Source organism: Ekhidna sp. (assembly GCF_963691765.1).
Classification (GTDB): domain Bacteria; phylum Bacteroidota; class Bacteroidia; order Cytophagales; family Cyclobacteriaceae; genus Ekhidna.
The window spans coordinates 4,448,336-4,472,024 of the sequence record NZ_OY829375.1 but is presented as its reverse complement, the minus strand read 5'-3'; the positions used below and the strand labels follow the sequence as shown (position 1 = coordinate 4,472,024).

The window sequence follows — 23,689 nt, the reverse complement described above, 5'->3', positions numbered from 1 at the left end:
ATGTGTGGGTTTTTTTGTTTGTGATGTCTCACTACATCCAGATTCTAACTGAAAGGTTGGGCGTAAAACTCAATCCAAGTTGATTAAATCTTTCAACCTCTTGGTTTTCATCTAATCTATAGTAAGTATTTAGAATGTTTGATTTATGATCAGGTGATATAGAATACAGATGGATTCCTATATATAACCTTCGTCCACGACGACACCGAATAAAAAACTAACCCACTTCGAATAGTGGGTTTTTTATTGCTAGTTATATTCTCTATATCTAATGAATATCCTGTCTTGATTAAGAAAGTGTTTCAAAATTTCCACAACATAAGAATAGCTGTAGCTACAACTATTCTGATGGCACAAATTTTAAATGTATGGGATAAGTAATTTGATTTTGTGCCTATTTAATCTACTTACCGTTGGTTGTTTGAGTCAGTGAATAGTTGAAAAAATGCCTCTCTTAGCTCTAAAATGCCTGATTTAGCAATGTGCTATAATTTTTCATTGTTAGAATTTTGGAGTTATATCAAACAATAGAATTTTATTCTTGTTGTGGTTTTGTTGTAGTGAATTAATTCTGTTAATAAATCTTAATAAAGAATTTTATGATCGGCAATTTGTCATAAACAACAAACCCCGTCAATATGAAAAGAGTAATACTTTCAACCTTATCAATTCTATGTCTACTCACCTTTACTTATTCTAACAGTCCGGTCCTTGAGACTGATCCAAACTATGTGCTGGTTTGGTCAGATGAATTTGACTCGGATGGAGCACCGGACCCAAGCAAGTGGTACCATCAGACTTTGTTTCCTGTTGGTACTTCATGGTTCAATGGTGAGCTTCAACACTACACCGATGAATCTGCAAATTCATTTGTAGAATCTGGTGTTCTGAAAATTGTAGCCAAAAAGGAAAGTTATACTGACCAGGGTGTTACAAAAGATTACACTTCAGCTCGACTTAATTCAAAATACGCATTTACCTATGGTAGAGTTGAAGTTCGAGCAAAACTCCCTTCCGGAGCTGGTACATGGCCAGCTATTTGGACTTTAGGGAAAAATATAGATGAAAATGGAGGTTTCTGGGATGCAACGGATGGCACAACTGCTTGGCCAGCTTGTGGAGAAATTGACATTATGGAGCACTGGGGCTCTAATCAAAATGTAGTTCAAAGTGCCATGCACACGCCTTCAAGCTTTGGAGGAACTATCAATAAAGGATCTCAAACTATTGCTACAGTATCTAGCGATTTCCATGTTTATGGATTGGAATGGACGGAAGATAAAATGGTATTTGATGTGGACGGCGTAGTTCATTATACATATGAGCCTGCTGTACAAGATGCATCTACTTGGCCATTTGACACAGACCAATACATCTTATTAAATACAGCCATTGAAGGAAATATGCCAGCAGTAAATCCAACTTTTACTGAGGCAACGATGGAAATTGACTATGTAAGAGTTTATGAAATTCAGCCAGCAATGGCAACAGACTATTGCGCTACCACAGTATATAACAATAGTAATAGTGCGGAGACTGCTTCAGCGGCCATGCTAACGATAGAGAATGTTGATGCAAGTTCAATGAAGGTTACGATAACATCAGCGGATGCTGATCCGGTTGATGCATTGATTGTAAATAATTCTACAGGTCCAATCACAGGTTCACCTGCAGTAGGAGCGGTAGATAGTTCAGTGCCTGGAGAGTTGAGTGTAACATTGACATGGACCGGTACCCCGCCGACAGATGTAGATTTGAATGTATTGTGGAGTAAGGATTCGTTTGGTGGCAACTGGCAGTTAGTGACCCCTCCAGCAAATGCAACAGTTTCATTTAATGCAGACTGTGGCGGAGGCGGCGGAGGAAGCACCTTATCGCTTCCAGTGACATTCGAGGATGCTTTGTTGGATTATGAGTTGACAGACTTTGGTGGCAATGCTTCGGTGATTGTTGTAGATCCAGAGGATGCTGGTAATATGGTTGTTCAGTCTACAAAAGGAACAGCGATGGCTGCATCAGAAGTTTGGGGTGGTACTACGGTAGGAGAGACATCAGGCTTTGGAGCGATACCATTTACAGCTGGAGAGACGACCATGAGCGTGAGAGTGTGGTCTCCAGCATCTGGAATACCAATACGACTAAAAGTAGAAGACCGAACCAATGGAGCAATCAGTGTAGAGACTGAGGCTACAACGACTATGTCGAATGCGTGGGAAACCTTAGTGTTTGATTTCTCAAATGAGGTTTCTGGCACTCCGGCTTTGAATGTTGCTAATACTTACGATAAAGGATCTATATTCTTCAATTTCGGAACGGCTGAATCAGGAGTTGTTTACTACTGGGATGATATGGAGTTTGGAGGAGATGCAGGCTCTGGCGGAGGTGGAGCCACGGAACCGACAGCATCAGCGCCGACTCCAACTCAAGATGCAGGAGATGTTAAATCTATTTTTAGTGACTCTTATACTGATGAACCTGTAGATGTTTTTAGCACGGTATGGGATAATGTGGTTGATCCTGTAGACGTAGAAGTTGAATCAGGCGATTTTGCGAAGAAATATGAAGACATAGTTTTAGTTGGAATTGAGCACTTTGCTACACAACCAATTGATGCAAGCACAATGACACATTTTCATATTGATGTTTGGACCGAAGGAGTAAGTGATTTTAAAGTTAAGTTGGTAGACTTTGGTGGTGATGGAGCCTTTGCTGGTGGAGATGATGTTGAGCAGGAGACGATTCATGTATTGAGTGCAGGTACTTGGACAAGCATAGATATTCCGTTGACGGTAGCTACTAAAGCCAACATGTCACAAACGATATTATCAAGTGCTGATGCAACTCCAGGGACAGTATTCGTGGATAATATGTATTTCTATGATGATGGAAGTGGCGGCGGAGGTGGAAGCACCTTATCGCTTCCAGTGACATTCGAGGATGCTATGTTGGATTATGAGTTGACGGATTTTGGTGGCAATGCTTCGGTGATTGTTGTAGATCCAGAGGATGCTGGTAATATGGTTGTTCAGTCTACAAAAGGAACAGCGATGGCTGCATCAGAAGTTTGGGGAGGTACTACGGTAGGAGAGACATCAGGCTTTGGCGCGATACCATTTACAGCTGGAGAGACGACTATGAGCGTGAGAGTGTGGTCTCCAGCATCTGGAATACCAATACGACTAAAAGTAGAAGACCGAACCAATGGAGGTATCAGCGTTGAGACTGAGGCTACAACGACTATGTCGAATGCATGGGAGACCTTGGTGTTTGATTTCTCAAATGAGGTTTCTGGTACCGCGGCATTGAATGTTGCTAATACTTACGATAAAGGATCTATATTCTTCAATTTCGGAACGGCTGAATCAGGAGTTGTTTACTACTGGGATGATATGGAGTTTGGAGGCGATGCAGGTTCTGGCGGAGGCGGCGGTGGTAGCACCGATGAGTTTTGTGCAACTACAGTATATAACAATAGTAATAGTGCAGAGACTGCTTCAGCGGCCTTGCTAACGATAGAGAATGTTGATGCAAGTTCAATGAAGGTTACGATAACATCAGCGGATGCTGATCCGGTTGATGCATTGATTGTAAATAATTCTAGTGGTCCAATCACAGGTTCACCAGCAGTAGGTGCAGTAGATAGTTCAGTACCTGGCGAGTTGAGTGTGACATTGACATGGACTGGTACACCTCCATCAGAGGTTGAATTAAACGTATTGTGGAGTAAGGATTCGTTTGGTGGCAACTGGCAGTTGGTGACCCCACCATCGAATGCGACTGTATCGTTTGCTGCTGATTGCGGCGGCGGAGGCGGCGGCGGAGGCGGCGGCGGAGGTGGAAGCACCTTATCGCTTCCAGTGACTTTCGATGATGCTATGTTGGATTATGAGTTGACAGACTTTGGTGGCAATGCTTCGGTGATTGTTGTAGATCCAGAGGATGCTGGTAATATGGTTGTTCAGTCTACAAAAGGAACAGCGATGGCTGCATCAGAAGTTTGGGGAGGTACTACGGTAGGAGAGACATCAGGCTTTGGCGCGATACCATTTACAGCTGGAGAGACGACTATGAGCGTGAGAGTGTGGTCTCCAGCATCTGGAATACCAATACGACTAAAAGTAGAAGACCGAACCAATGGAGGTATCAGCGTTGAGACTGAGGCTACAACGACTATGTCGAATGCATGGGAGACCTTGGTGTTTGATTTCTCAAATGAGGTTTCTGGTACCGCGGCATTGAATGTTGCTAATACTTACGATAAAGGATCTATATTCTTCAATTTCGGAACGGCTGAATCAGGAGTTGTTTACTACTGGGATGATATGGAGTTTGGAGGCGATGCAGGTTCTGGCGGAGGCGGCGGTGGTAGCACCGATGAGTTTTGTGCAACTACAGTATATAACAATAGTAATAGTGCAGAGACTGCTTCAGCGGCCTTGCTAACGATAGAGAATGTTGATGCAAGTTCAATGAAGGTTACGATAACATCAGCGGATGCTGATCCGGTTGATGCATTGATTGTAAATAATTCTAGTGGTCCAATCACAGGTTCACCAGCAGTAGGTGCAGTAGATAGTTCAGTACCTGGCGAGTTGAGTGTGACATTGACATGGACTGGTACACCTCCATCAGAGGTTGAATTAAACGTATTGTGGAGTAAGGATTCGTTTGGTGGCAACTGGCAGTTGGTGACCCCACCATCGAATGCGACTGTATCGTTTGCTGCTGATTGCGGCGGCGGAGGCGGCGGCGGAGGTGGAAGCACCTTATCGCTTCCAGTGACTTTCGATGATGCTATGTTGGATTATGAGTTGACAGACTTTGGTGGCAATGCTTCGGTGATTGTTGTAGATCCAGAGGATGCTGGTAATATGGTTGTTCAGTCTACAAAAGGAACAGCGATGGCTGCATCAGAAGTTTGGGGAGGTACTACGGTAGGAGAGACATCAGGCTTTGGCGCGATACCATTTACAGCTGGAGAGACGACTATGAGCGTGAGAGTGTGGTCTCCAGCATCTGGAATACCAATACGACTAAAAGTAGAAGACCGAACCAATGGAGGTATCAGCGTTGAGACTGAGGCTACAACGACTATGTCGAATGCATGGGAGACCTTGGTGTTTGATTTCTCAAATGAGGTTTCTGGTACCGCGGCATTGAATGTTGCTAATACTTACGATAAAGGATCTATATTCTTCAATTTCGGAACGGCTGAATCAGGAGTTGTTTACTACTGGGATGATATGGAGTTTGGAGGCGATGCAGGTTCTGGCGGAGGCGGCGGTGGTAGCACCGATGAGTTTTGTGCAACTACAGTATATAACAATAGTAATAGTGCAGAGACTGCTTCAGCGGCCTTGCTAACGATAGAGAATGTTGATGCAAGTTCAATGAAGGTTACGATAACATCAGCGGATGCTGATCCGGTTGATGCATTGATTGTAAATAATTCTAGTGGTCCAATCACAGGTTCACCAGCAGTAGGTGCAGTAGATAGTTCAGTACCTGGCGAGTTGAGTGTGACATTGACATGGACTGGTACACCTCCATCAGAGGTTGAATTAAACGTATTGTGGAGTAAGGATTCGTTTGGTGGCAACTGGCAGTTAGTGACCCCACCATCGAATGCGACAGTATCGTTTGCCGCTGATTGCGGCGGCGGAGGTGGAAGCACCTTATCGCTTCCAGTGACTTTCGATGATGCTATGTTGGATTATGAGTTGACAGACTTTGGTGGCAATGCTTCGATGATTGTTGTAGATCCGGAAGATGCTGGTAATATGGTTGTTCAGTCAACAAAAGGAACAGCGATGGCTGCATCAGAAGTTTGGGGTGGTACTACGGTAGGAGAGACATCAGGCTTTGGCGCGATACCATTTACAGCTGGAGAGACGACCATGAGCGTAAGAGTATGGTCTCCAACTGCAGGAATTCCAATACGACTCAAAGTAGAAGATCGTACTAATGGAGGTATCAGCGTAGAGACTGAGGCAACCATTACAGCAGCCAATACTTGGGAGACCTTAGTGTTCGATTTCTCAAACGAGGCATCAGGTACCGCGGCATTGAATGTTGCGAACACATATGATAAAGCATCAATATTCTTTGATTTTGGCACTGCTGGAAACGGAGAGGTTTATTACTGGGATGACGTTCAGTTCGGAGGTGATTCTGGCGGAGGCGGAGGCGGTGGTAGCTCTATAGAGTTACCGGTTACTTTCGAGGACGATGCGTTAGATTATGAATTTAATGACTTTGGAGGCAATGCTACTGAAATCATAACCGATCCTGAAGATTCTGGAAACAAGGTTGCTCAGTCTACAAAAGGTACAGCGATGGCTGCATCTGAAGTATGGGCAGGAACAACTGTCGCTGAAACTTCAGGCTTTGGAGCGATACCATTTACAGCTGGAGAAACAACCATGACTGTGAGAGTTTGGTCTCCAACTGCAGGAATACCAATACGACTCAAAGTAGAAGATCGTACTAACGGAGGTATCAGTGTAGAGACTGAGGCGACCATTACAGCAGCAAATACTTGGGAGACTTTAGTGTTTGATTTCTCCAATGAGGCATCAGGTACTGCGGCATTGAATGTTGCCAATACTTACGATAAAGCATCTATATTCTTTGATTTTGGCACTGCTGGAAACGGAGAGGTTTATTACTGGGATGACGTTCAGTTCGGAGGTGATTCCGGCGGAGGCGGTGGTAGCTCTATAGAGTTACCGGTTACTTTTGAGGACGATGCGTTAGATTATGAATTTAATGACTTTGGAGGTAATGCTACTGAAATCATAACCGATCCTGAAGATTCTGGAAACAAGGTTGCTCAGTCTACAAAAGGTACAGCGATGGCTGCATCTGAAGTATGGGCTGGAACAACAGTAGCAGAGACTTCTGGATTTGGAGCTATTCCATTTACTTCTGAAAATACGACCATGACTGTGAGAGTTTGGTCTCCAACTGCAGGAATTCCAATTCGACTCAAGGTTGAAGATAAGAGTGATGGTGCAATCAGTGTAGAGACTGAGGCAACCATTACGGCCGCCAATACCTGGGAAACATTAGTTTTTGATTTCTCTAGTCAAGCGTCTGGAACTGCAGCCTTGAATACAGCAAATACTTATGATAAAGCTTCGATCTTCTTCGATTTCGGAACTGCTGGAAATGGAGAGGTATACTATTGGGATGATGTACAATTCGGAGGTGATTCCGGCGGAGGCGGAGGAACCGGTGAGGAAGGTGTCTATTGTGAAACTACCGTTTATAATAACAGTAATAGTGCAGAAACAACTTCAGCTGCATTGTTAACCATTGAAAATGTGGATGCTTCTTCAATGAAGGTGACGATAACTTCCGCTGATAGTGATCCAGTAGATGCATTGATAGTCAATAATTCATCAGGACCAATTACTGGTTCGCCTGGAGTTAGTGCTACCGATGATTCAGTTGAAGGAGAATTAAGTGTAACACTTACTTGGACTGATACTCCTCCTGCTGAAGTTGAGCTAAATGTTTTATGGAGTAAAGTATCATTCGAAGGTAATTGGCAATTAGTCACACCTCCTGCAAATGTTACTGTTGCCTTTGATGCAAGCTGTGATGGCGGCGGCGGAGGCGGCGGAAGTGAAATAGAACTTCCAATCACTTTCGAGGATGAGTCAATAGATTACGAGATTACAGACTTTGGTGGTAATGCATCCATGATTGTAGCTGATCCTAATGATGCGAGTAATAACGTTGTAAAATCAGTGAAAGGATCTTCAGAAGCAGCTTCAGAAGTTTGGGCTGGAACTACAGTTGGAGAGACTTCTGGATTTGGAGCAATTCCATTTACTTCTGAAAATACCACGATAAGTGTTAAAGTATTGTCACCAGCGTCAGGTATCCCGGTAAGATTAAAGGTTGAGGATGTTGGCAATAGCTCAATAAGTGTCGAAACGGAGACAACCACGACAGTGGCTGATGAGTGGGAAACTTTAGTATTTGATTTTTCTAATGAAGTTTCTGGAACATCGGCACTAGATATTGCTAATACGTATGATAAAGCTTCGATTTTCTTCAATTTCGATACTGCTGAATCTGGGACAGTATACTACTGGGATGATGTAGCATTTGGTGGAGAAACTGGAGGTGGAGCTTCATCTGTTGCAACACTAAGCGAACTTTTAGTCAATAGCGAATCTGTGAATCGATTTGACCCTGAGACTTTTGAATACTATGTCGAATTCCCAGAAGGAACAACAGATATTCCAGTAGTTACTGCAACTCCTACGGAGGCTGTAGCCATGGTAACTGTTACAGATCCTACTGAATTGCCAGGATTTGCAACTATTGTTGTAGTGTCTGAGGATGAGTCAAACACCAATACTTATACGATTGAATATGCAATAGATGAAAACCTAAGCAAGGATGCTACACTAAGCGATTTGCAAGTAAATGGTGTAACAGTTGATGGTTTTGATTCTGATACTTTTGAATATTCAATAGAACTTGAAGAGAGTGTAACAGCTGTTCCTACGGTTACAGCAACTACCACAGATGGAAATGCTTCAGTCGTTATTGATGATGCAATTTCATTACCAGGATCTACAGTAGTCATGGTTACAGCAGAAGATGGAACTACGGTTCGGAATTATTCGATTGAATTTACTTACCCTGTAGGTACAGAGGTGACTTATACTGTTACAGGTGTGGTTTCAGCTGACGGTGCTGCTTTCACAGATGGAAACGTAGTTATTTACCAAATTGATGATGTCAATAATACCAAGTCAGCTTCATTATCAAGTGATGGAAGTTATGTGATTGAGTCTCTTGATGAAGGTAGTTACTATGTATATGTAGCTTCTAGCAGTGAAGATTTTGTAACTACATTCTATGGTGACGTTTCTACCATCACCGATCCAAATGCAGTTCCATCCTTAATTGTGATGGATAGAAATAGAGTTGCAGATATATCAATGGTTGCTAAGCCAACCTCAGCTGTTGAAACTGTTGAAAATGGTGCTACCATTAATTTCCAAGCACAGTCTGTCAATGACGGAAGCTCTAGAATAGTGACAGGAAGAGTGTCACAAGGAGATGCATTGGCAAATGTTTTGGTAATCCTGACAACAATGGATGAAGAGTATGTAGCAGATGGAGTTACTGATAGTGAAGGATTTGTTTCCTTCGATGGACTACCAACTGGGGACTATATCATATTCGTTGAGGTACCTGGCGTTGGAAGAGTTTCATCAGAAGTTTCTGCAGTCGAAGGTGAAGAGTCAGTTCTTACAGGCTTGATTGATGAAGATGGTATCGTAATTAATACGGTTCTAGGATTGGATGATGACTTATTAGAAGATATTACTGTATATCCAAACCCAACTGTGGAACGTCTAAATATTGAAGCACCAAGAGGTTTAAGTCTAAGCGACTATTCAATTTCAATAATTGGACTTTCTGGAAAAGTGTTCAATGCTCCAAGTGAATTAAGAGATGCTAACATTGTAATAGATGTAAGTGGTCTTGAAACAGGAGTATACTTTATCAGACTAACAACTGAGGATGGTACTATAGATAAACGATTTATAAAACAATAGTTTGAAGGTAAACTAAGGCAGATTAATACAAACGTATTGATCATAACTAAAACCCCACACGGAAGCAAGTGGGGTTTTTTTATTCAATTTGCCTGAGATAAAATCTGAAATTGAAGAAGTTAGTTACTATATGTTTTCTGTTATGTTTTTTCTTTGAGAGCTATTCGCAGATGCCTTCTGTATCTGATAACAGTATGAAAAAGCTTGCAAAGTTTGAGCCTGCTGATGGTAGTTGTTTAGTTTTTATCGGTCAGGATACTGAGACCATCGGAGGCCTAGCGAATTATAGTGATGGATATTGCGACTACTTCGATATGCCAGCTGGCATTACTTTATATTCTAACCTTTCTCCAGGGATAAATTCCTATGGATATATAACTAAGGGGAACGATGGATTGAAAGAAACTGCGAATTGGGGAGCGGGTGATTCATGCGCAAAGTGTCATTTTGAAAATGAAAAATTTAACGAGGTGATGCTCGCACTAGGTGTTTCAATGGTTGGGCACGAAAAAGCGATTGCAAAGGGGAATCATGATCAATTGATTGAAGATCTTGCTTTATGGGTTAAAGGTCTGAAAAGACCTGTGTTCTTGCGCCTGGGATATGAGTTTGATGGTTGGGATTGGAATAATTACAGCAGGAAACATTATTTAAACGCCTGGAGAAAAGTTCATGCAGTTTTTAATGAATTGGAAGTTGGCAATGTTGCTTTTGTCTGGCAATCAAAAGGAGTGGGGTCAAGTCAAGAGATTCTGGAAGAATGGTATCCCGGGGATGAATATGTCGATTGGTGCGGGTATTCATATTTTGGTAATCCAGACACGGAAATGTTGACGTTTGCACGCAAGCATAGTAAACCTGTATTTATAGCGGAAGCAAGTCCAGTCAGAGAAAATGATGGGTTGTACTTTTCAAGTCTTCTTTCTAATCCTGAAGAGGCTGATAAGTTATGGGAACAATGGTTTATACCATTTTTCGAAACCATAGATGAGCACAGTGATGTAATAAAAGCTTTTAGCTATATCAATACTAATTGGCAGAAACAGATAATGTGGAAAAATAATCCGCTATTTAAGCATGTTGATGCTCGTATTCAATCCAGTGAATATGTAAGTGAAAAGTGGAAAACGGAATTGGCTAAACCCAAATATCAGTTGCTTAAGAAATGAGTAAAGGAAATGTTGACTTTAGAATTAGGTAATAAAAAAGGGCAAGCGAGATGCATACCCTTTACAAGTAATTAATGTCAATTAATGGATTAACAGAATTTCAGTTTTTCGTCTTTATCCCAGATACCCCAAAAAGCTCCTACATCGCCTTCATCACCAACTTTCCAAGACTCATCAAAAGAGGAGAAGTAGAAAATCTCAATATCTTCTTCTCTTGACCATTTCTGAGTGTTAATAAAGTATTTTATCGCATTGGCTTCTGATGGAAATGCACCTTCCAAATTTGTTCCTTTGTCTGGCCATCCGGTTTCTGAAATAATGACTTTTTTCCCATTTCCAGCTCTTGCTGCTTGATTATACATGTCCTTCATATAAAGAAGAGAATAATCCTGGTCACAACCTTCCCAGAAGGGGTAGCAGTTGGCCAGGATCACATCACAGGCTTCCGTAATCGCTGGACGCTCCCTAAATTCATAGTATGCATCCACATATCCCACCGGCACATTCTTTATTTCGTTTTTTGCTAAGTGAATAAAGCTGAGTAATTCTTCTTCAGTAAGATCACCTCTATACATCACCTCGTTTCCAACAGCAGCAATATCAACAAAACCTTTATTAGCTATTTCTATCAAATTGGCAACTTCCTTTTCATTGGTCTCCGGATCATTACCCAGCCAAGCTCCAACTAAAGTTTGCATGCCATATTCTTTTGCTATTTCAGGGATCAATTCGTTGCCTTCAGTACATGAAAATGATCGAATCCAATTAGTATATGGTCTGATGATTTCTATTCGTCTTCGAATTTGCTCTTCTGACAATTGTTGTCCAGGCTCTTGGCCTTCCATGTATGGACTAAAACAAAGTCCATGCATGCCAGCTTCTAATGCCTCTTTATAAAGTGCTCGTAGATCTTCAATATCCTTATCAGCATAGTCGACTGATGTAAGTGCTAAAAATCGTTCTCCTCGTAGTGACATAGTTTTTTCCTATTTATAGTTCACCTCTTCGTTTTACTAATATTTCTTTTATTTCTAATGCTCTTTCTTCAGATAAGCTATATTTCCACATAACCCATATTGCAAGTCCAGCAGTTAGAGCTGGAAGCAGAATATCTGTTATTCGCATTCCTGTAAGCGCTTCTGCTGTCTGGGTAGCGGCAGAAGAATCATAGCCCAACAATTTTAGAATTAGCCCTGAAAAAACAAGTGCCAGACCTTGCCCTACTTTGATCATCCACCAGTAAATCGCACCAAATGTTCCTTCTTTTCTCGGCATTCCATTTTCCAATTCATCAAGGTCGCAAACGTCTGCTGTCATACTCATCATTAAAGTAAATAGACAACCCATTCCAAATGCCATCAGAGGAATAGGAAGGAATATCATCATTGGGTTGTCAGGGTTGAATCCCCACCACTTGAGTAGATATCCCACGATTGATATTGCAGTTGCAATAACGAATGCGTTCTTTTTACCGTACTTGTTGGCCAACATATTGATAATTGGAATGGCAATGAAAGCGGTATAAGCTGCAGTGACAGCTGGGAATAGCGCTACCCACCATTTGGAAGCTCCCCAATCTCCATCAAACATGTAAAAATTGATGATGAATACTCCAAACTCAGCAACAATTTGAAATCCATTGAATACAAGGAAAGTAGCAAGGCAAAGTTTTACGAATGGCTTGTTTTTGAATACTTGGCCAATTCCTTTGAAAATTTTTCCCATACTACTCCATAATTTGGCAAGCGTGATTTCTTCACGACCTTCCATATTGCTTGCATCAATGCCTCGACAAAAGATGGATGGAAGAATTCCTAAAACAATTATAACTACTCCCGCTGCGATAGCTATAGTCCTGATTGCTTCAGGCTGAGAATCGAAGTATGCTTGATCTGGAATAAGGATGTAAAGAAATGGAACCAACATCCAAGCTACTTGACCTATGGTATTTGCAAAGCTCATAAGTCTGGTTCGCTCGTTATAATCAGATGTCATTTCATACCCCAATGCAATTAGTGGTGTTGAGAATATGGTGTTACCAAAAATTAATAAAATGGAGAATCCTAATAAATACCAGAAATTGAACATCTCTGTATTGTTCTCGCTCACTTGCCAAAGAACAGCGAATATTATCCCTGTGAAAATGGCTCCTAAAAAGATATATGGTCTTCTTCGTCCATATTTTGAACTTGTATTATCAGAAACATATCCCATTACAGGGTCGGTGATCGCATCGAATAGACGTGGCACACCAACAATAAAGCCTGCTAGTAATGGGTCCATGCTAAATGCTGTAGTTTTTAAGAATACCACAAATACTCCTAGGATTCCTGGAATTAAATTGTTGATTAAGTGTCCTGAACCAAACGCTGCTTTTTGTAATATCGGGACTCTATCTTTTGCTGCTGTTTTAGACATAGGGTTAGGGTTTAGTTGTTAGCTATTACAATGGTTTGAATAGCTTGCGGATTTATATATATGTTTTTGGTTTCGTTGTTATGCATTAAAGAGAAGTGTTTTCCTTCCTCTTCTTGATTGAAAATGATCACTGAAATACTGCCATCTGGATTCTTAGCTGCTGTAACTAACAGATCATCATCAGTTTTAGAAGCTTCAATGATCACAGCTTGTGGTCTGATGAATTTGCTAAAATGAGCGAGTGTATAGTAGATAGGAGTGAAGTAAACTTCGTCTTGTTCTGGGTCTACAATTACAGGAGCTACACACCAGTTTTCGAACCAATTGGGGCCTCCTTGACGGTCAAGAACCATATTCCAATCTACCCATCCATCGACCCAGTTATTTAGACATCCTATGATATCTCGTGCGTATCTATTTACAGGCGAATATTTAGGGTGCCATGCTTTTTGATGCTCTGGGGCCCAATCCCAACCCCAGTCTGTAGCTTCTTTCTTCCAATACCATGCATCATCTTGCCACATAGGAATTTCTGAATCAACACATGCCTCAGTCTGAATTAAGTATTTGTCTGGCGCTTTTTCATGTGCGTATTGCAATGCTTCTGGAAATACCATGAATGTACTTTCGTACCAATGGATTGCAGTTCCAGTATAATATTCAGACGATTCTGGGCTTTTATACATGACATCTACCCACTCTTTTAGGCCATCCCTATTTTGGTCGTAACCAAGGATCTTCACATCACCCTTTCCATCTTCTTTAAGTTTAGGCCCCAGATGGTTCATAACGAAATCTGTCATCTCCTCGGGCGTATAATGCATGCTTTCCCAATTATTGCCGTTGCCATGAGGTTCATTTTCTACAGTAAGCCCCCATATATCTATGCCTTGCTCCTTATAAGCATCGAGGTATTTTGAGAAAAACAATGACCATACATCGTAGTATTCTGGCAATAACTTGCCTCCAACCCATTCTTTATTGTCTTTCATCCACGGAGGTGCAGTCCAGGGAGATGAGATTATCCTAAAACCTTCGGAAGAGATACTCATCGCATCTTTTATCATCGGGATGATATCGTCCATGTCTTCCTCAATAGTGAAGTTTTCTAATGTCATATCATCAGGGATAGGAGCATAAGAATATTGACTAAGTGAGAAATCGCATGAGTTGATATGCGTACGAGTCAGAGAGTATTGTGCGCCTTCATCTCCAAAGTATGCATTCAAGACTTTCTGTCGATTTTCGTTGCTTAGTTTATTAAGTAGGTAAGCCGATGATTCAGTAAAAGATCCACCAAATCCAGTAATTGTCTGGAAAGTGTTTTCAGGATTTATCTGAATTACGGATCTGTTTTCGGATGATGGAAATGAAGTTATTTGGGTTAGCTTGTTTCCATCTGCAGACGTTTCATAGACTTCAGCTGCTAGCTCAGCTTCTGATGTACACCCTATTGACATGGCTATGAATGGTATTAGTAGATATGATTTTTTGATAGACATTTGGACTTGTTATTGAGCGATTTCTAGTTCCTCTTTTATTGGAGGCATATATGATTGTTCTATAATCATTTCTAAATTTCCATCGTTGGTTTTACTAATGGTATTACCGCCTCTGCTTAGCCCGTCAAAAGCTCCTATATCTACAAGAGACCACAAAGGATATTTTGCTTTTCCATTTGTTGTAAACAGGCCAAAATGATTTTCAGAACCTTGTTTATTACGTGCATCTTTCCATGGTTCATCAAAAGCTTCAAAATAGAAGCATGTAATACGCTCTTTATTGGTCCAATCTCTCATCAGTTTGTAGTACAAACCCTCTTTATATTCATCTGTTGCTCTAGAGCCTTCTTCACCATATAAATGGGTGTCTACACTTGCCCAACCAGTTTCTCCGATATGAATAGGCTTGTCTACTTCTAAGCCCTCCATGTAGCTTTTGACTCGATTGTATTGAGCAATAGCAAACTCCAAGGATCTCTCCATAGCAGCTTGAATCTTATCTTCTTTGGATAAACTATCTTCTTGCTCTAGTACACCCCAAAATTCAGGATTATAGTGGGTGTTATGCATAGGGTATGTATGCATAGATATGAAATCAACAGCTCTGATTAAATCATTGAGCGCATCAACATGATATTCAGAAGTGCCTCCGCCCCATGATGAAAAGTCATCTGAACTGGTGATCCATAAGTCAGCAGGGAGTTTTCCTTCAGATTTCAGCTTTTGTAAATGATTAACCCATTTTAAGATTACGTCAGGCTGGACATAATATGCCGCTGCCCACTTTACCATTGCTTCGTTTCCGACAGCAATAACTTTTACGATATCCGGATATTCATTGGCGATTTTTACGGCTCTTGCAATCTCTGCTTCATTTTGTTCACTTTCTACATCGTGATCAGGTTCCAATTCAGTCCAGGCATTCTTACAATCTATCCATGCTCCTAGCATTACATACATTTCGAAATTTGGATCTTCATCTTTCAATTCTCTAATTGCCTTAATCACATTGCTGGCATGCGGTAGCTGAACATTGTAGGTACGAAGTATTCGTATGCCAATAGCAGAAAGCAATTTCATATCCTCTTTCAATTGTTCGAGTGTTGGCTGAATTTCTCTCGAATTTTGACGGTATCCACCATATGAAATGGCTTGATATTCAGGATTTCCTAATATTTCCTTCGCTGTACGATCGTTTTGCATCTGTTGTTTATTGGATGTTGAATTGCATGACCATGCAAGTATGGACAAAACAATTAATGTTCCTATGGTCTTATTGATTTTCAATTTTCTATTTTAATTGATCAGGGGTTAGTTCAACTTTTATGCTTTCTATACTTCCACTTCTGTTAAATAACTCGGTGCTTGATTCGCTATCAATAGTTTGTGAATCAACCAACCTGGAAGAGCCATCTTGGTAGACTATCTCTGTTTGCTTCTTTTCAGAAATGCAGTAAATAATCGGAACCTGACAGTATGTAAAAGCCATTGATCCTTCACTTAAAGGGATGGATTTCTTATAAAGATTTACATCGATGTAGCTGAATAGCTTATCCTCCGTTAGAAACTCGTTTTTTCTTAATAGGCTAGGGTTGAAGTGTACTTCTCCATTTTTTACAAAAACACCAATTTCACCTTTTCTGCTAAGGATGTCTTCTTTTACTTGCCCAGTCATTCCAGGTTGTTGAGCTCCTTTTGTTAAAGGCGTGTGCGAATAAGGATCTATTGGGAATGCACCATATAATTTCGGTGACTTATGAACTCCAATGCCTTCATTGATTTCGTAATAGTGTTCTAAAAGCTGTCCAACGATAGCATCGGATTGTTTACTATCAACAGCTTGCTGACAGCATTCCTCCACTGCTAAGAGTAACTTAGAAACCATGTGCCAGTATATGGAGCCCAATCCTTCATAACCAAAGAATGTTCCTGAACGCCCGGTAAATGATTTATGATCAAATACATCCTCAAAAATCTCCAGAATTAGTTCGCGTTCTTCTTTAGCTAGATTAGAATACTCTTGATTAATAGCGGATAACGCTAGTTTAAGATCTCCAGCATTTTTAAAATCTCCATTAAAATGATATTTACCAGTAATATCTTTTTGAATAATCTGTCGATTTGATGATTCCGCTAGCTTTGAAAGAAGAGCTGACTTTTTCACCAGCTTAGACGGAATGATATTCTTGCTTAAGAACCCCGGTAGTTCCTTATTTGGATAAAGCAGATAACTGTATTGATCCTCACGGAACAATCGACTACTCTTTAGGGAATTTAGAACCTCAAGATTTTCTTCTGGCTCAAGGTATCCAGAGCTAAGAACAGCAACCTGTCCTTCAAGCATTTCATCAAGATAAGAGATAGTTATTCCACCATTCTTCTCTACAGTCATTAGATTATATGAATGATACATCCCGTCAGATCTCCTATTCGCTTCGATCGAGTGATCTAGATAGGATAGGACGATATCAATAAATTGATTTAGTTCAGCAATTTTCAAACTTTCCTTTTCGCTTGAAAATCCTTCATTATAAATCAAATTTCTGTAGTCACTGCTGGCAATACCAAGACCATCAACTATTTCTCGACGTTTCTGCGAGCTTATGTTATCATTCAATAAACCAAGGTTGGATTCTAGAGTGGTTTTAAGACCTTGAAAGAGGGCTAGCAATTCTTTTGAAAGTGCTATCTCCATCTCATTTTGATCCGCGAGCACTTTTTTGAAAAATGATAAGAATCTACGCAGATAATAAAGCGTAACCATTGAAACTCCATTACCTACTAAAGCATTGTTGGCATCATTCCATTCTGGTCTCTGTGTGTTAAGCCAAATACCACCTTCCGGAATGAAGTTGGAAACTTTAGCTAACACGGTAGCTAGTATCTTTTCAATGAAGTTTACTCTGTAAATAGAACCTTTGCTCGTTAGCAGTGCTCCATCTGCTCCAATTTCATCGCGCTTATTTCGAATTTCACGATCTAGGTCTTCATCAAATAGGATTGTATCTTTTGGATCATTTAAAATGTCTTCATACGCTTTGATTCTATAGGGCACATTGGCATAAACAAAGTGATCTTGATCAAGCATTTCTTCCAAGCCCTTTGGATAGTAGTCATGAATGAATTCCAAGAACTTGAGTAGATAAATGATTTGATGATCTCCCCAATATCCGATATATGACCAAGGATCGTGAGGCTCGATGGTTTCCCAATCGAATCCATCTTTGGTGACCCTGTATGGGTTATAACCATCAAATGTGCTGGCGTTGAGAAACTTGATGATCATGTTGTCTATAAATGCAGGGTAGGAGTGAGCTAATGCCTCCCAATTCTGAAAGATATCTCTCCAATTTCCTTCATAATCAAGGATTTTACTTCCGTCTACTTCATTTCTGGTATTTATAGAGAACTTATTCCAAGGTCTGCTTGGATCACCATGCCTACGACTAAATTTTAGCGGCATATACTCTAAAGCAAGCCGGTGAAAATCTTTATTATCTGTTTTCTTTAAAAGAGATCTTAATTCTTGCAGGGTGAAAGTATCATTTAGAGAATCCAGCAATTTCGAAGTTGATACAAAGCATTCTGAATTAGCTTTTGAGAGGTAATTGTTAAAATCCCATTTTTCGATTTGATAATTTTCATCAAAGATTCCTCCACGCATTATGTTGAAAAGCGTGTTTGAAAAATGACGAGCATTACGTTTCTTGTCAGCAGATAGTTGAAGTCCATCTGACGCAGCTACTCTTTGTAGGAGCCTTTGAGATCCAACTTCTATATCTTCTTTTATTTCATCCCAAAGTCCTTTTGATCTGATCTTGTCAGATAGCTCGGCTATTGAGTTTGCATCTTGGTTGACATTAGCTACAGTAAGCCAGTTAATCCAAGAATCTTGATCAATACTTTGTTGGCTGGAGATAAAGTATGCTCCTTTTTCAGCTTTAATGTCAGTTTCTTGCTCAATTTCTTCACCTTTCCTAAACGCATCTAGTTGTGTTGATGAAAGGAGGTAAGTAGCATTTTCTAATCCAAGCGACCATGCGATATTGGCTTTCAATGCTTCACTAGGTTCAGCTCTATCTACAATTATTGCACTTAGTGCATAGATGCCTAGGCCGATTTCGCTAACAAGTTCATTTCTTTTATAGGCGTCAACCAGGTTACTTCTAATACCTTGCAAGTCTGCAGAAACTCCATATGGCATAATGTTTTGGATACCATCTAGCAATCGCAAAGAGATTCTTTCATTGGAGTGGTTGATAAAATGACTCTCTTTGATGAATCCAAACTTGTTACTTGAACTCCATTTGTATCTGAATGTGACCTCTAAGTCGTGATTGATTTCTTCAAAGAGTATTTTGTTACCGAATTCACTTTTGAACAAGTTTCTTGTGCATCGATACCTCCCTTCATTCCTTTTGGAGAACGGCTCCCAAAGGAAGGACTCTGAATTTTTAGAAACCCAAAAAATTGATTTACTCCCGGTAACATCAAATGATTCTGTAATCTTATCGTCAGTATAATATGGGAATAGCGCATTTTCTGCATCCTTACGCCCTGCACTGAGACCTCCATTACTTGAAATAAACATCCAATGATTAGAATCACTCACTACACTCATAAAGAAGGGGCGCATAGCGTCACTATTCGATATTTTATAGAAGGATTCCCCATTGATGGAAATTCTTTTTAAAGAAACCTCTTTATCCTGGTTCATTCTTTGATTAGCTTTTTCGGCTTGTATGTTCACTTATCTGAAAATCTTTTTGTGTGTCTAAGTCCTCTCAGAGGGGATATCCCCCTCTGAAAGAGCCTAGTCTATATTAGGTTATTCCTGTGTTATGTCATCAATGTAATAGCTTGCTTCAACAGCAACAGGAACTTGATTTGAGGCATCGTAGTCTGGGAATATTGCAAACCTTGTATAACGATTTGATGCATCAGCTATGCCTGTAAAATCAAAGGTTAGTTCAACCCATGTATTGGCACTTCCTACTGTTTGATCAATGTTGAATGTCGGAGTTGTTGCCTCATCAGGATCGCCTCCTTCAATCTGGAACCTGAAATTCACACCCGCATTTGGAGAGTAAACTTTCATTTTAAACACGGTTCCATTTGCAAGATCAATTACTGGTGATGCTAATGTTTCTGTAAATACAACACCTGAATACCAAGCTGCTCCAACACCTCTAGTCATCCTTAGCACGTTAGCTGAAGTATTGATGCCACTTGCATCAGGGTTGGCAACATTAGCAACAGTAGCTTCTGGTTCTTCGAATACTGTAAATACTTCTCCTGCTTCAAAGTCGAATGGGAATTCGCCGGTTCCTCCGCCTCCTCCATCGTCATCATCATCACCGTCATCACCGTCATCTCCACCTCCATTCTCATCATAGAAGTAGATGTTGTCTACGAATATTGTTGTATTACCTGTAGGCGTGCCAACCAGAATGTATTGTGCAAGATTGGCTGATGTAATCAACTCAGTAAATTCGCTTAGTGGAATGTCATAGCTAATCCACTCACCTCTTGCAGGCATGTCGTCTTCTACGTCTGCTTGCGCATCATCTCCGCCATCGAAAGCTCCATCCGCACCAAAGTCAACAAGTCTAACTGTGAAGGTGTTAATGTCTGCTGACCAAACATCTAAATGAAGGTGTGTCATTGAAGATACATCCACTGTACTTGCGACAGTCTCTATTCCAACAAAGTCAAGGTTAGAATATTTCTTAGTTGCATTACCAGCAACCATTACATCCTCGAAATCAGCCACAGACCATGATGTTCTCCATGTATCTACGGTTACATCAGTATATGCATCACTGAACAATGAGATGACGTCAGCAGCTGCTTGTGTAGGAGTAGGGGCTGCAGTTTCTGGCTCGGTCAAAACGATAAATGTTTGATCAATATCATCGATGTAAAAAGCACCTGCTGAAGTGCCAAATGCGTCAATAAATATTGTAACTCTAGCGTATGAGTCTGTACTGCCAAATGTAAATTGAAGATTTTCCCATCCACTACCAGTATGACTTGCAGACACTTCAATTGCGTCGCCAGTTCCTTCTTCTAGCTTCAGTAGGACATCGACTGCAGACTCAGACCATACATTCATTGTTACTGTATTTTCTGTGGTTAAATCAATCGCTGTTCCTAAATCGAAAAACACTCCTTCGAAGTTTACGCCACTATTGGTTATTTCTCCAACGTTAGATTCAACGTCGTTTGAACCTCCAGGAGCTGGATTGGCAACAATAGCGAACGAAGCTCCATTGAATGTCGAATTTAGATATTCCACATTCGCGTCATCGAAAGTGATAGGAATAGTAGTTGGATCAGGGACATTTATTGATACCGAATCCTCAAAAGAAGCTGTTTCACCATTATCAGCTGTTGCAACCAGTTTTACAAGGTATGCACCATTCTCCTCATAGGTATAAGATGGATTTATTTCAATAGAGGAGGACCCATCGCCAAATGTCCAAAAATAGGAATCCGCATTTGCTGAGATATTAATAAAATCAACTTTTCCATTTGTTTGATCAACTGATTTTACAAATGAAACGAATAGTTCATCTGGATCAATATTGTTTTGATTGATGCCATCGTCATCGTTACAACCAAGAAAAGCAAGCGCAATGGAGAGCATTGCAATTCTTCTGATATTATTTGATAGAATATTCATCTGCTTATACTTTATGGTTATTGATTAGTACTATAAACTCTGACATAGTCTACCAGCATAGTTTGCGGGAAGACAGTTTCACTATCAGGAGAACCAGGAAGATTACCTCCAACTGCAAGGTTTATTAGTATGAAAAATGGTTTGTCGAACACCCAGTCACCGGTTACATCATCAGGGGTAATAGTGTTGTAGAGAATTCCATCAACAAAGTAGCTAATAGAATTTGGTTTCCATTCTATAGCAAAAACATGGAATCCAGTATCAAATCGATCATTTGTAAGTTCATACTCTTCGCCTATAGACTCACCACCTGAGTATCCAGGGCCATGTACACTTCCAAACATTATTGTTGGGTTTTGACCAACATATTCCATTATGTCAATTTCTCCGGCTTCGGGCCATGGATTTTCGTCAATATCTGCCCCAAGCATCCAGAATGCAGGCCATAACCCTCGCCCCGTTGGGAGTCTCATACGAGCTTCAAATCGGCCATATCTTTTTTCGAAATTGCCTTTTGTAATTATTCTTGCCGAAGTATATGCAGAGCCTTCAAACTCTTCCTCGCGGGCCGTTACTACAAGAAATCCATTTTGTTGAGTAATATTCTCAGTGCGGTCTGTGTAGTATTGTAATTCATTATTACCCCAACCATTATCTCCTGTTCCTATTTCAAACGTCCATAAGTCACTGTTAGGGGCTCCATCTTCACTGAAGTTGTCCTGCATTACTAATGTGTTGAATTCAGAATCTGAATCAGAACAGCCAGCAATAACTGTTACCATAACAAAGACTAGCAATACTAGCAGCGTCTTTAGTTCTTTATATTGATTTTTAATGTTCATGTTCTGTTCTTTTTATTAATAGAAGTAGATGTTGTCAGCATAGAATTGAGAAGGTCGAATTCCTGCCTCAGAGTCAAATACAATTTGGCCTAGATTATTTCTATTGGTCATGGTCGAGATGTCAAGATCGACGCTAATCCAGCTTCCTTGCACTAATGTTGGAGCAGCCACGGTTATGGTTACCTCGCTGTCATCATCAGTTGGAGCTCCAGTAAAAGGGTCTGTATTTATTACCCCGTTCGAACCAATATCTCTAAGCTTGATTCTTATGGTTGAACCTGCATCAAACTCTCCAGGCACAAATAAATCCACGTGCATTGTTGTCATTCCTGATGCATCAATGGTGGATACATTAGAATTAAACTCAATTCCAACGAAATTGAAGTTCAAGTAATTAAGAATGTTATCATCTTCGCCATCATCATCAAATGCCGTGAAATGACTTGATGTTGTTTCCTGGAATGGCTCATAATTACTAGTCAGAAAATCTACATCAACATTTGTATAAGCATCACTGAATATCGAAATAACATTCGCTGCGTCTTGAGTAGGAGTGGGTGCATTTTCGAACCCTTCTAACGATTCTGCATTAATTGTTAATGAGCCTTCAGCGCGAACCCCATGAACGATTGCTGTAATTACTGCAGTACCTGATCCAACAACAGTAATGACTCCAGATTCATCAACGGTTGCTACAGACTCATCTGATGATGAAAAATCAAAATAGGCAGCCGTTGTTGATACGGTTACATTTGATCCATTGGCAATGTTGTAGGTATGCGTAATGCCTGTTACTTCTCTGGTAGCACCAACAAAAACATCGGCTTCTGAGTCTAAACCATCAAAAATTCTTGGTTGAGGTTGAGCCAATGTTCCAAGATTTTCAAATTTCACCTCATCTATCCAAAGGGTATATCCTGTTTGTCCTGTTTGTACATCAGTACCCTCAGCTATCCAGAAAAGCCCTTTTTCCTGTGTAAGTCTGGAGGCATTTGGAATAGGGATTGTATACTGCGTCCAAGAAGTGTTTAATTCAAAACCAGAAGCAGTAACCAGGTATGTCCCATCTTCAAAATCTTGCCCAAACCCGACGCTATTTAGTGTTTCGCCTTTAGAAGCTCTAGCCCAGAATGTGAGTGCATTAAACTCTGTTAAATCTCGACCAGAGAGGTCTTTAAATATTCCTCCAGCAAAATTACCATCAGGGTCAGATGCATTAGGGATATCAAAACGCATGGAAAGATCTCCAGAAAATGTAACTTCATTATCAACATCAAAAGCTGTCAATTTTGATGTTCCAAAAGCGAAGTAATCCATACCTCCACTAAAACCATCTATAAATACTTCAGATGTTTTTGGGAATGTAGCTGGAGTTATATCATCGCTCAATTCTCTATCACAGCTCACCAAGCCTAGCAGCGCTATGAATCCGATTATATGTCTTATTGAAAAACTCATTTTTATATTCTTTTTCATTGCTTTCAAT

Annotated in this window: 10 protein-coding genes; 2 read left to right on the top strand and 8 right to left on the bottom strand. The window is 40.4% G+C overall.

Annotation, left to right across the window (positions count from 1 at the left end; genetic code table 11):
• Positions 1 to 638 precede the first annotated feature (638 nt).
• Positions 639 to 9,587: a family 16 glycosylhydrolase gene (locus ACY650_RS19730; protein WP_462250328.1), complete on the top strand. Its 8,949-nt coding sequence runs from the start codon at positions 639 to 641 to the stop codon at positions 9,585 to 9,587.
• A gap of 194 nt (positions 9,588 to 9,781) precedes the next feature.
• Complete coding sequence (locus tag ACY650_RS19725; protein WP_462250326.1) at positions 9,782 to 10,756, top strand: glycosyl hydrolase; 975 nt, start codon at positions 9,782 to 9,784, stop codon at positions 10,754 to 10,756.
• Between the two features lie 89 nt (positions 10,757 to 10,845).
• Here ACY650_RS19725 and ACY650_RS19720 read toward each other — a convergent pair whose 3' ends face one another.
• From ACY650_RS19720 to ACY650_RS19685, 8 genes are all read right to left on the bottom strand, one after another.
• Positions 10,846 to 11,733 carry a glycoside hydrolase family 17 protein gene (locus ACY650_RS19720; protein ID WP_462250324.1) on the bottom strand — a complete coding sequence of 296 codons (888 nt, stop codon included), beginning with the start codon at positions 11,731 to 11,733 and terminating at the stop codon, positions 10,846 to 10,848.
• A 13-nt stretch (positions 11,734 to 11,746) separates the two neighbouring features.
• A complete protein-coding gene (locus ACY650_RS19715) occupies positions 11,747 to 13,174 on the bottom strand; it encodes an MFS transporter (protein ID WP_462250322.1) in 1,428 nt (475 codons plus the stop codon).
• An 11-nt stretch (positions 13,175 to 13,185) separates the two neighbouring features.
• On the bottom strand, positions 13,186 to 14,676 hold the full coding sequence (locus ACY650_RS19710; protein WP_462250320.1) for a glycoside hydrolase family 30 protein: 1,491 nt from the start codon (positions 14,674 to 14,676) through the stop codon (positions 13,186 to 13,188).
• A 9-nt stretch (positions 14,677 to 14,685) separates the two neighbouring features.
• Positions 14,686 to 15,963 carry a glycosyl hydrolase family 17 protein gene (locus ACY650_RS19705; RefSeq protein ID WP_462250318.1) on the bottom strand — a complete coding sequence of 426 codons (1,278 nt, stop codon included), beginning with the start codon at positions 15,961 to 15,963 and terminating at the stop codon, positions 14,686 to 14,688.
• Between the two features lie 4 nt (positions 15,964 to 15,967).
• Positions 15,968 to 19,393 carry a hypothetical protein gene (locus tag ACY650_RS19700; RefSeq protein WP_462250316.1) on the bottom strand — a complete coding sequence of 1,142 codons (3,426 nt, stop codon included), beginning with the start codon at positions 19,391 to 19,393 and terminating at the stop codon, positions 15,968 to 15,970.
• A 111-nt stretch (positions 19,394 to 19,504) separates the two neighbouring features.
• On the bottom strand, positions 19,505 to 21,361 hold the full coding sequence (locus ACY650_RS19695) for a PKD domain-containing protein (RefSeq protein ID WP_462250314.1): 1,857 nt from the start codon (positions 21,359 to 21,361) through the stop codon (positions 19,505 to 19,507).
• 17 nt (positions 21,362 to 21,378) lie between these two features.
• Positions 21,379 to 22,203, bottom strand: coding sequence for a glycoside hydrolase family 16 protein (locus ACY650_RS19690; protein ID WP_462250312.1), 825 nt, complete (start codon positions 22,201 to 22,203; stop codon positions 21,379 to 21,381).
• A gap of 15 nt (positions 22,204 to 22,218) precedes the next feature.
• Positions 22,219 to 23,679: a CIA30 family protein gene (locus tag ACY650_RS19685; protein ID WP_462250310.1), complete on the bottom strand. Its 1,461-nt coding sequence runs from the start codon at positions 23,677 to 23,679 to the stop codon at positions 22,219 to 22,221.
• Between the last annotated feature and the right edge of the window lie 10 nt (positions 23,680 to 23,689).

Coding starts and splice junctions, on each gene's coding strand:
- ACY650_RS19695 (WP_462250314.1), bottom strand. CDS start 21,361: ATGAATATTCTATCAAATAATATCAGAAGAATTGCAATGCTCTCCATT.
- ACY650_RS19710 (WP_462250320.1), bottom strand. CDS start 14,676: ATGTCTATCAAAAAATCATATCTACTAATACCATTCATAGCCATGTCA.
- ACY650_RS19725 (WP_462250326.1), top strand. CDS start 9,782: ATGAAAAAGCTTGCAAAGTTTGAGCCTGCTGATGGTAGTTGTTTAGTT.
- ACY650_RS19730 (WP_462250328.1), top strand. CDS start 639: ATGAAAAGAGTAATACTTTCAACCTTATCAATTCTATGTCTACTCACC.
- ACY650_RS19715 (WP_462250322.1), bottom strand. CDS start 13,174: ATGTCTAAAACAGCAGCAAAAGATAGAGTCCCGATATTACAAAAAGCA.
- ACY650_RS19690 (WP_462250312.1), bottom strand. CDS start 22,203: ATGAACATTAAAAATCAATATAAAGAACTAAAGACGCTGCTAGTATTG.
- ACY650_RS19720 (WP_462250324.1), bottom strand. CDS start 11,733: ATGTCACTACGAGGAGAACGATTTTTAGCACTTACATCAGTCGACTAT.
- ACY650_RS19700 (WP_462250316.1), bottom strand. CDS start 19,393: ATGAACCAGGATAAAGAGGTTTCTTTAAAAAGAATTTCCATCAATGGG.
- ACY650_RS19685 (WP_462250310.1), bottom strand. CDS start 23,679: ATGAAAAAGAATATAAAAATGAGTTTTTCAATAAGACATATAATCGGA.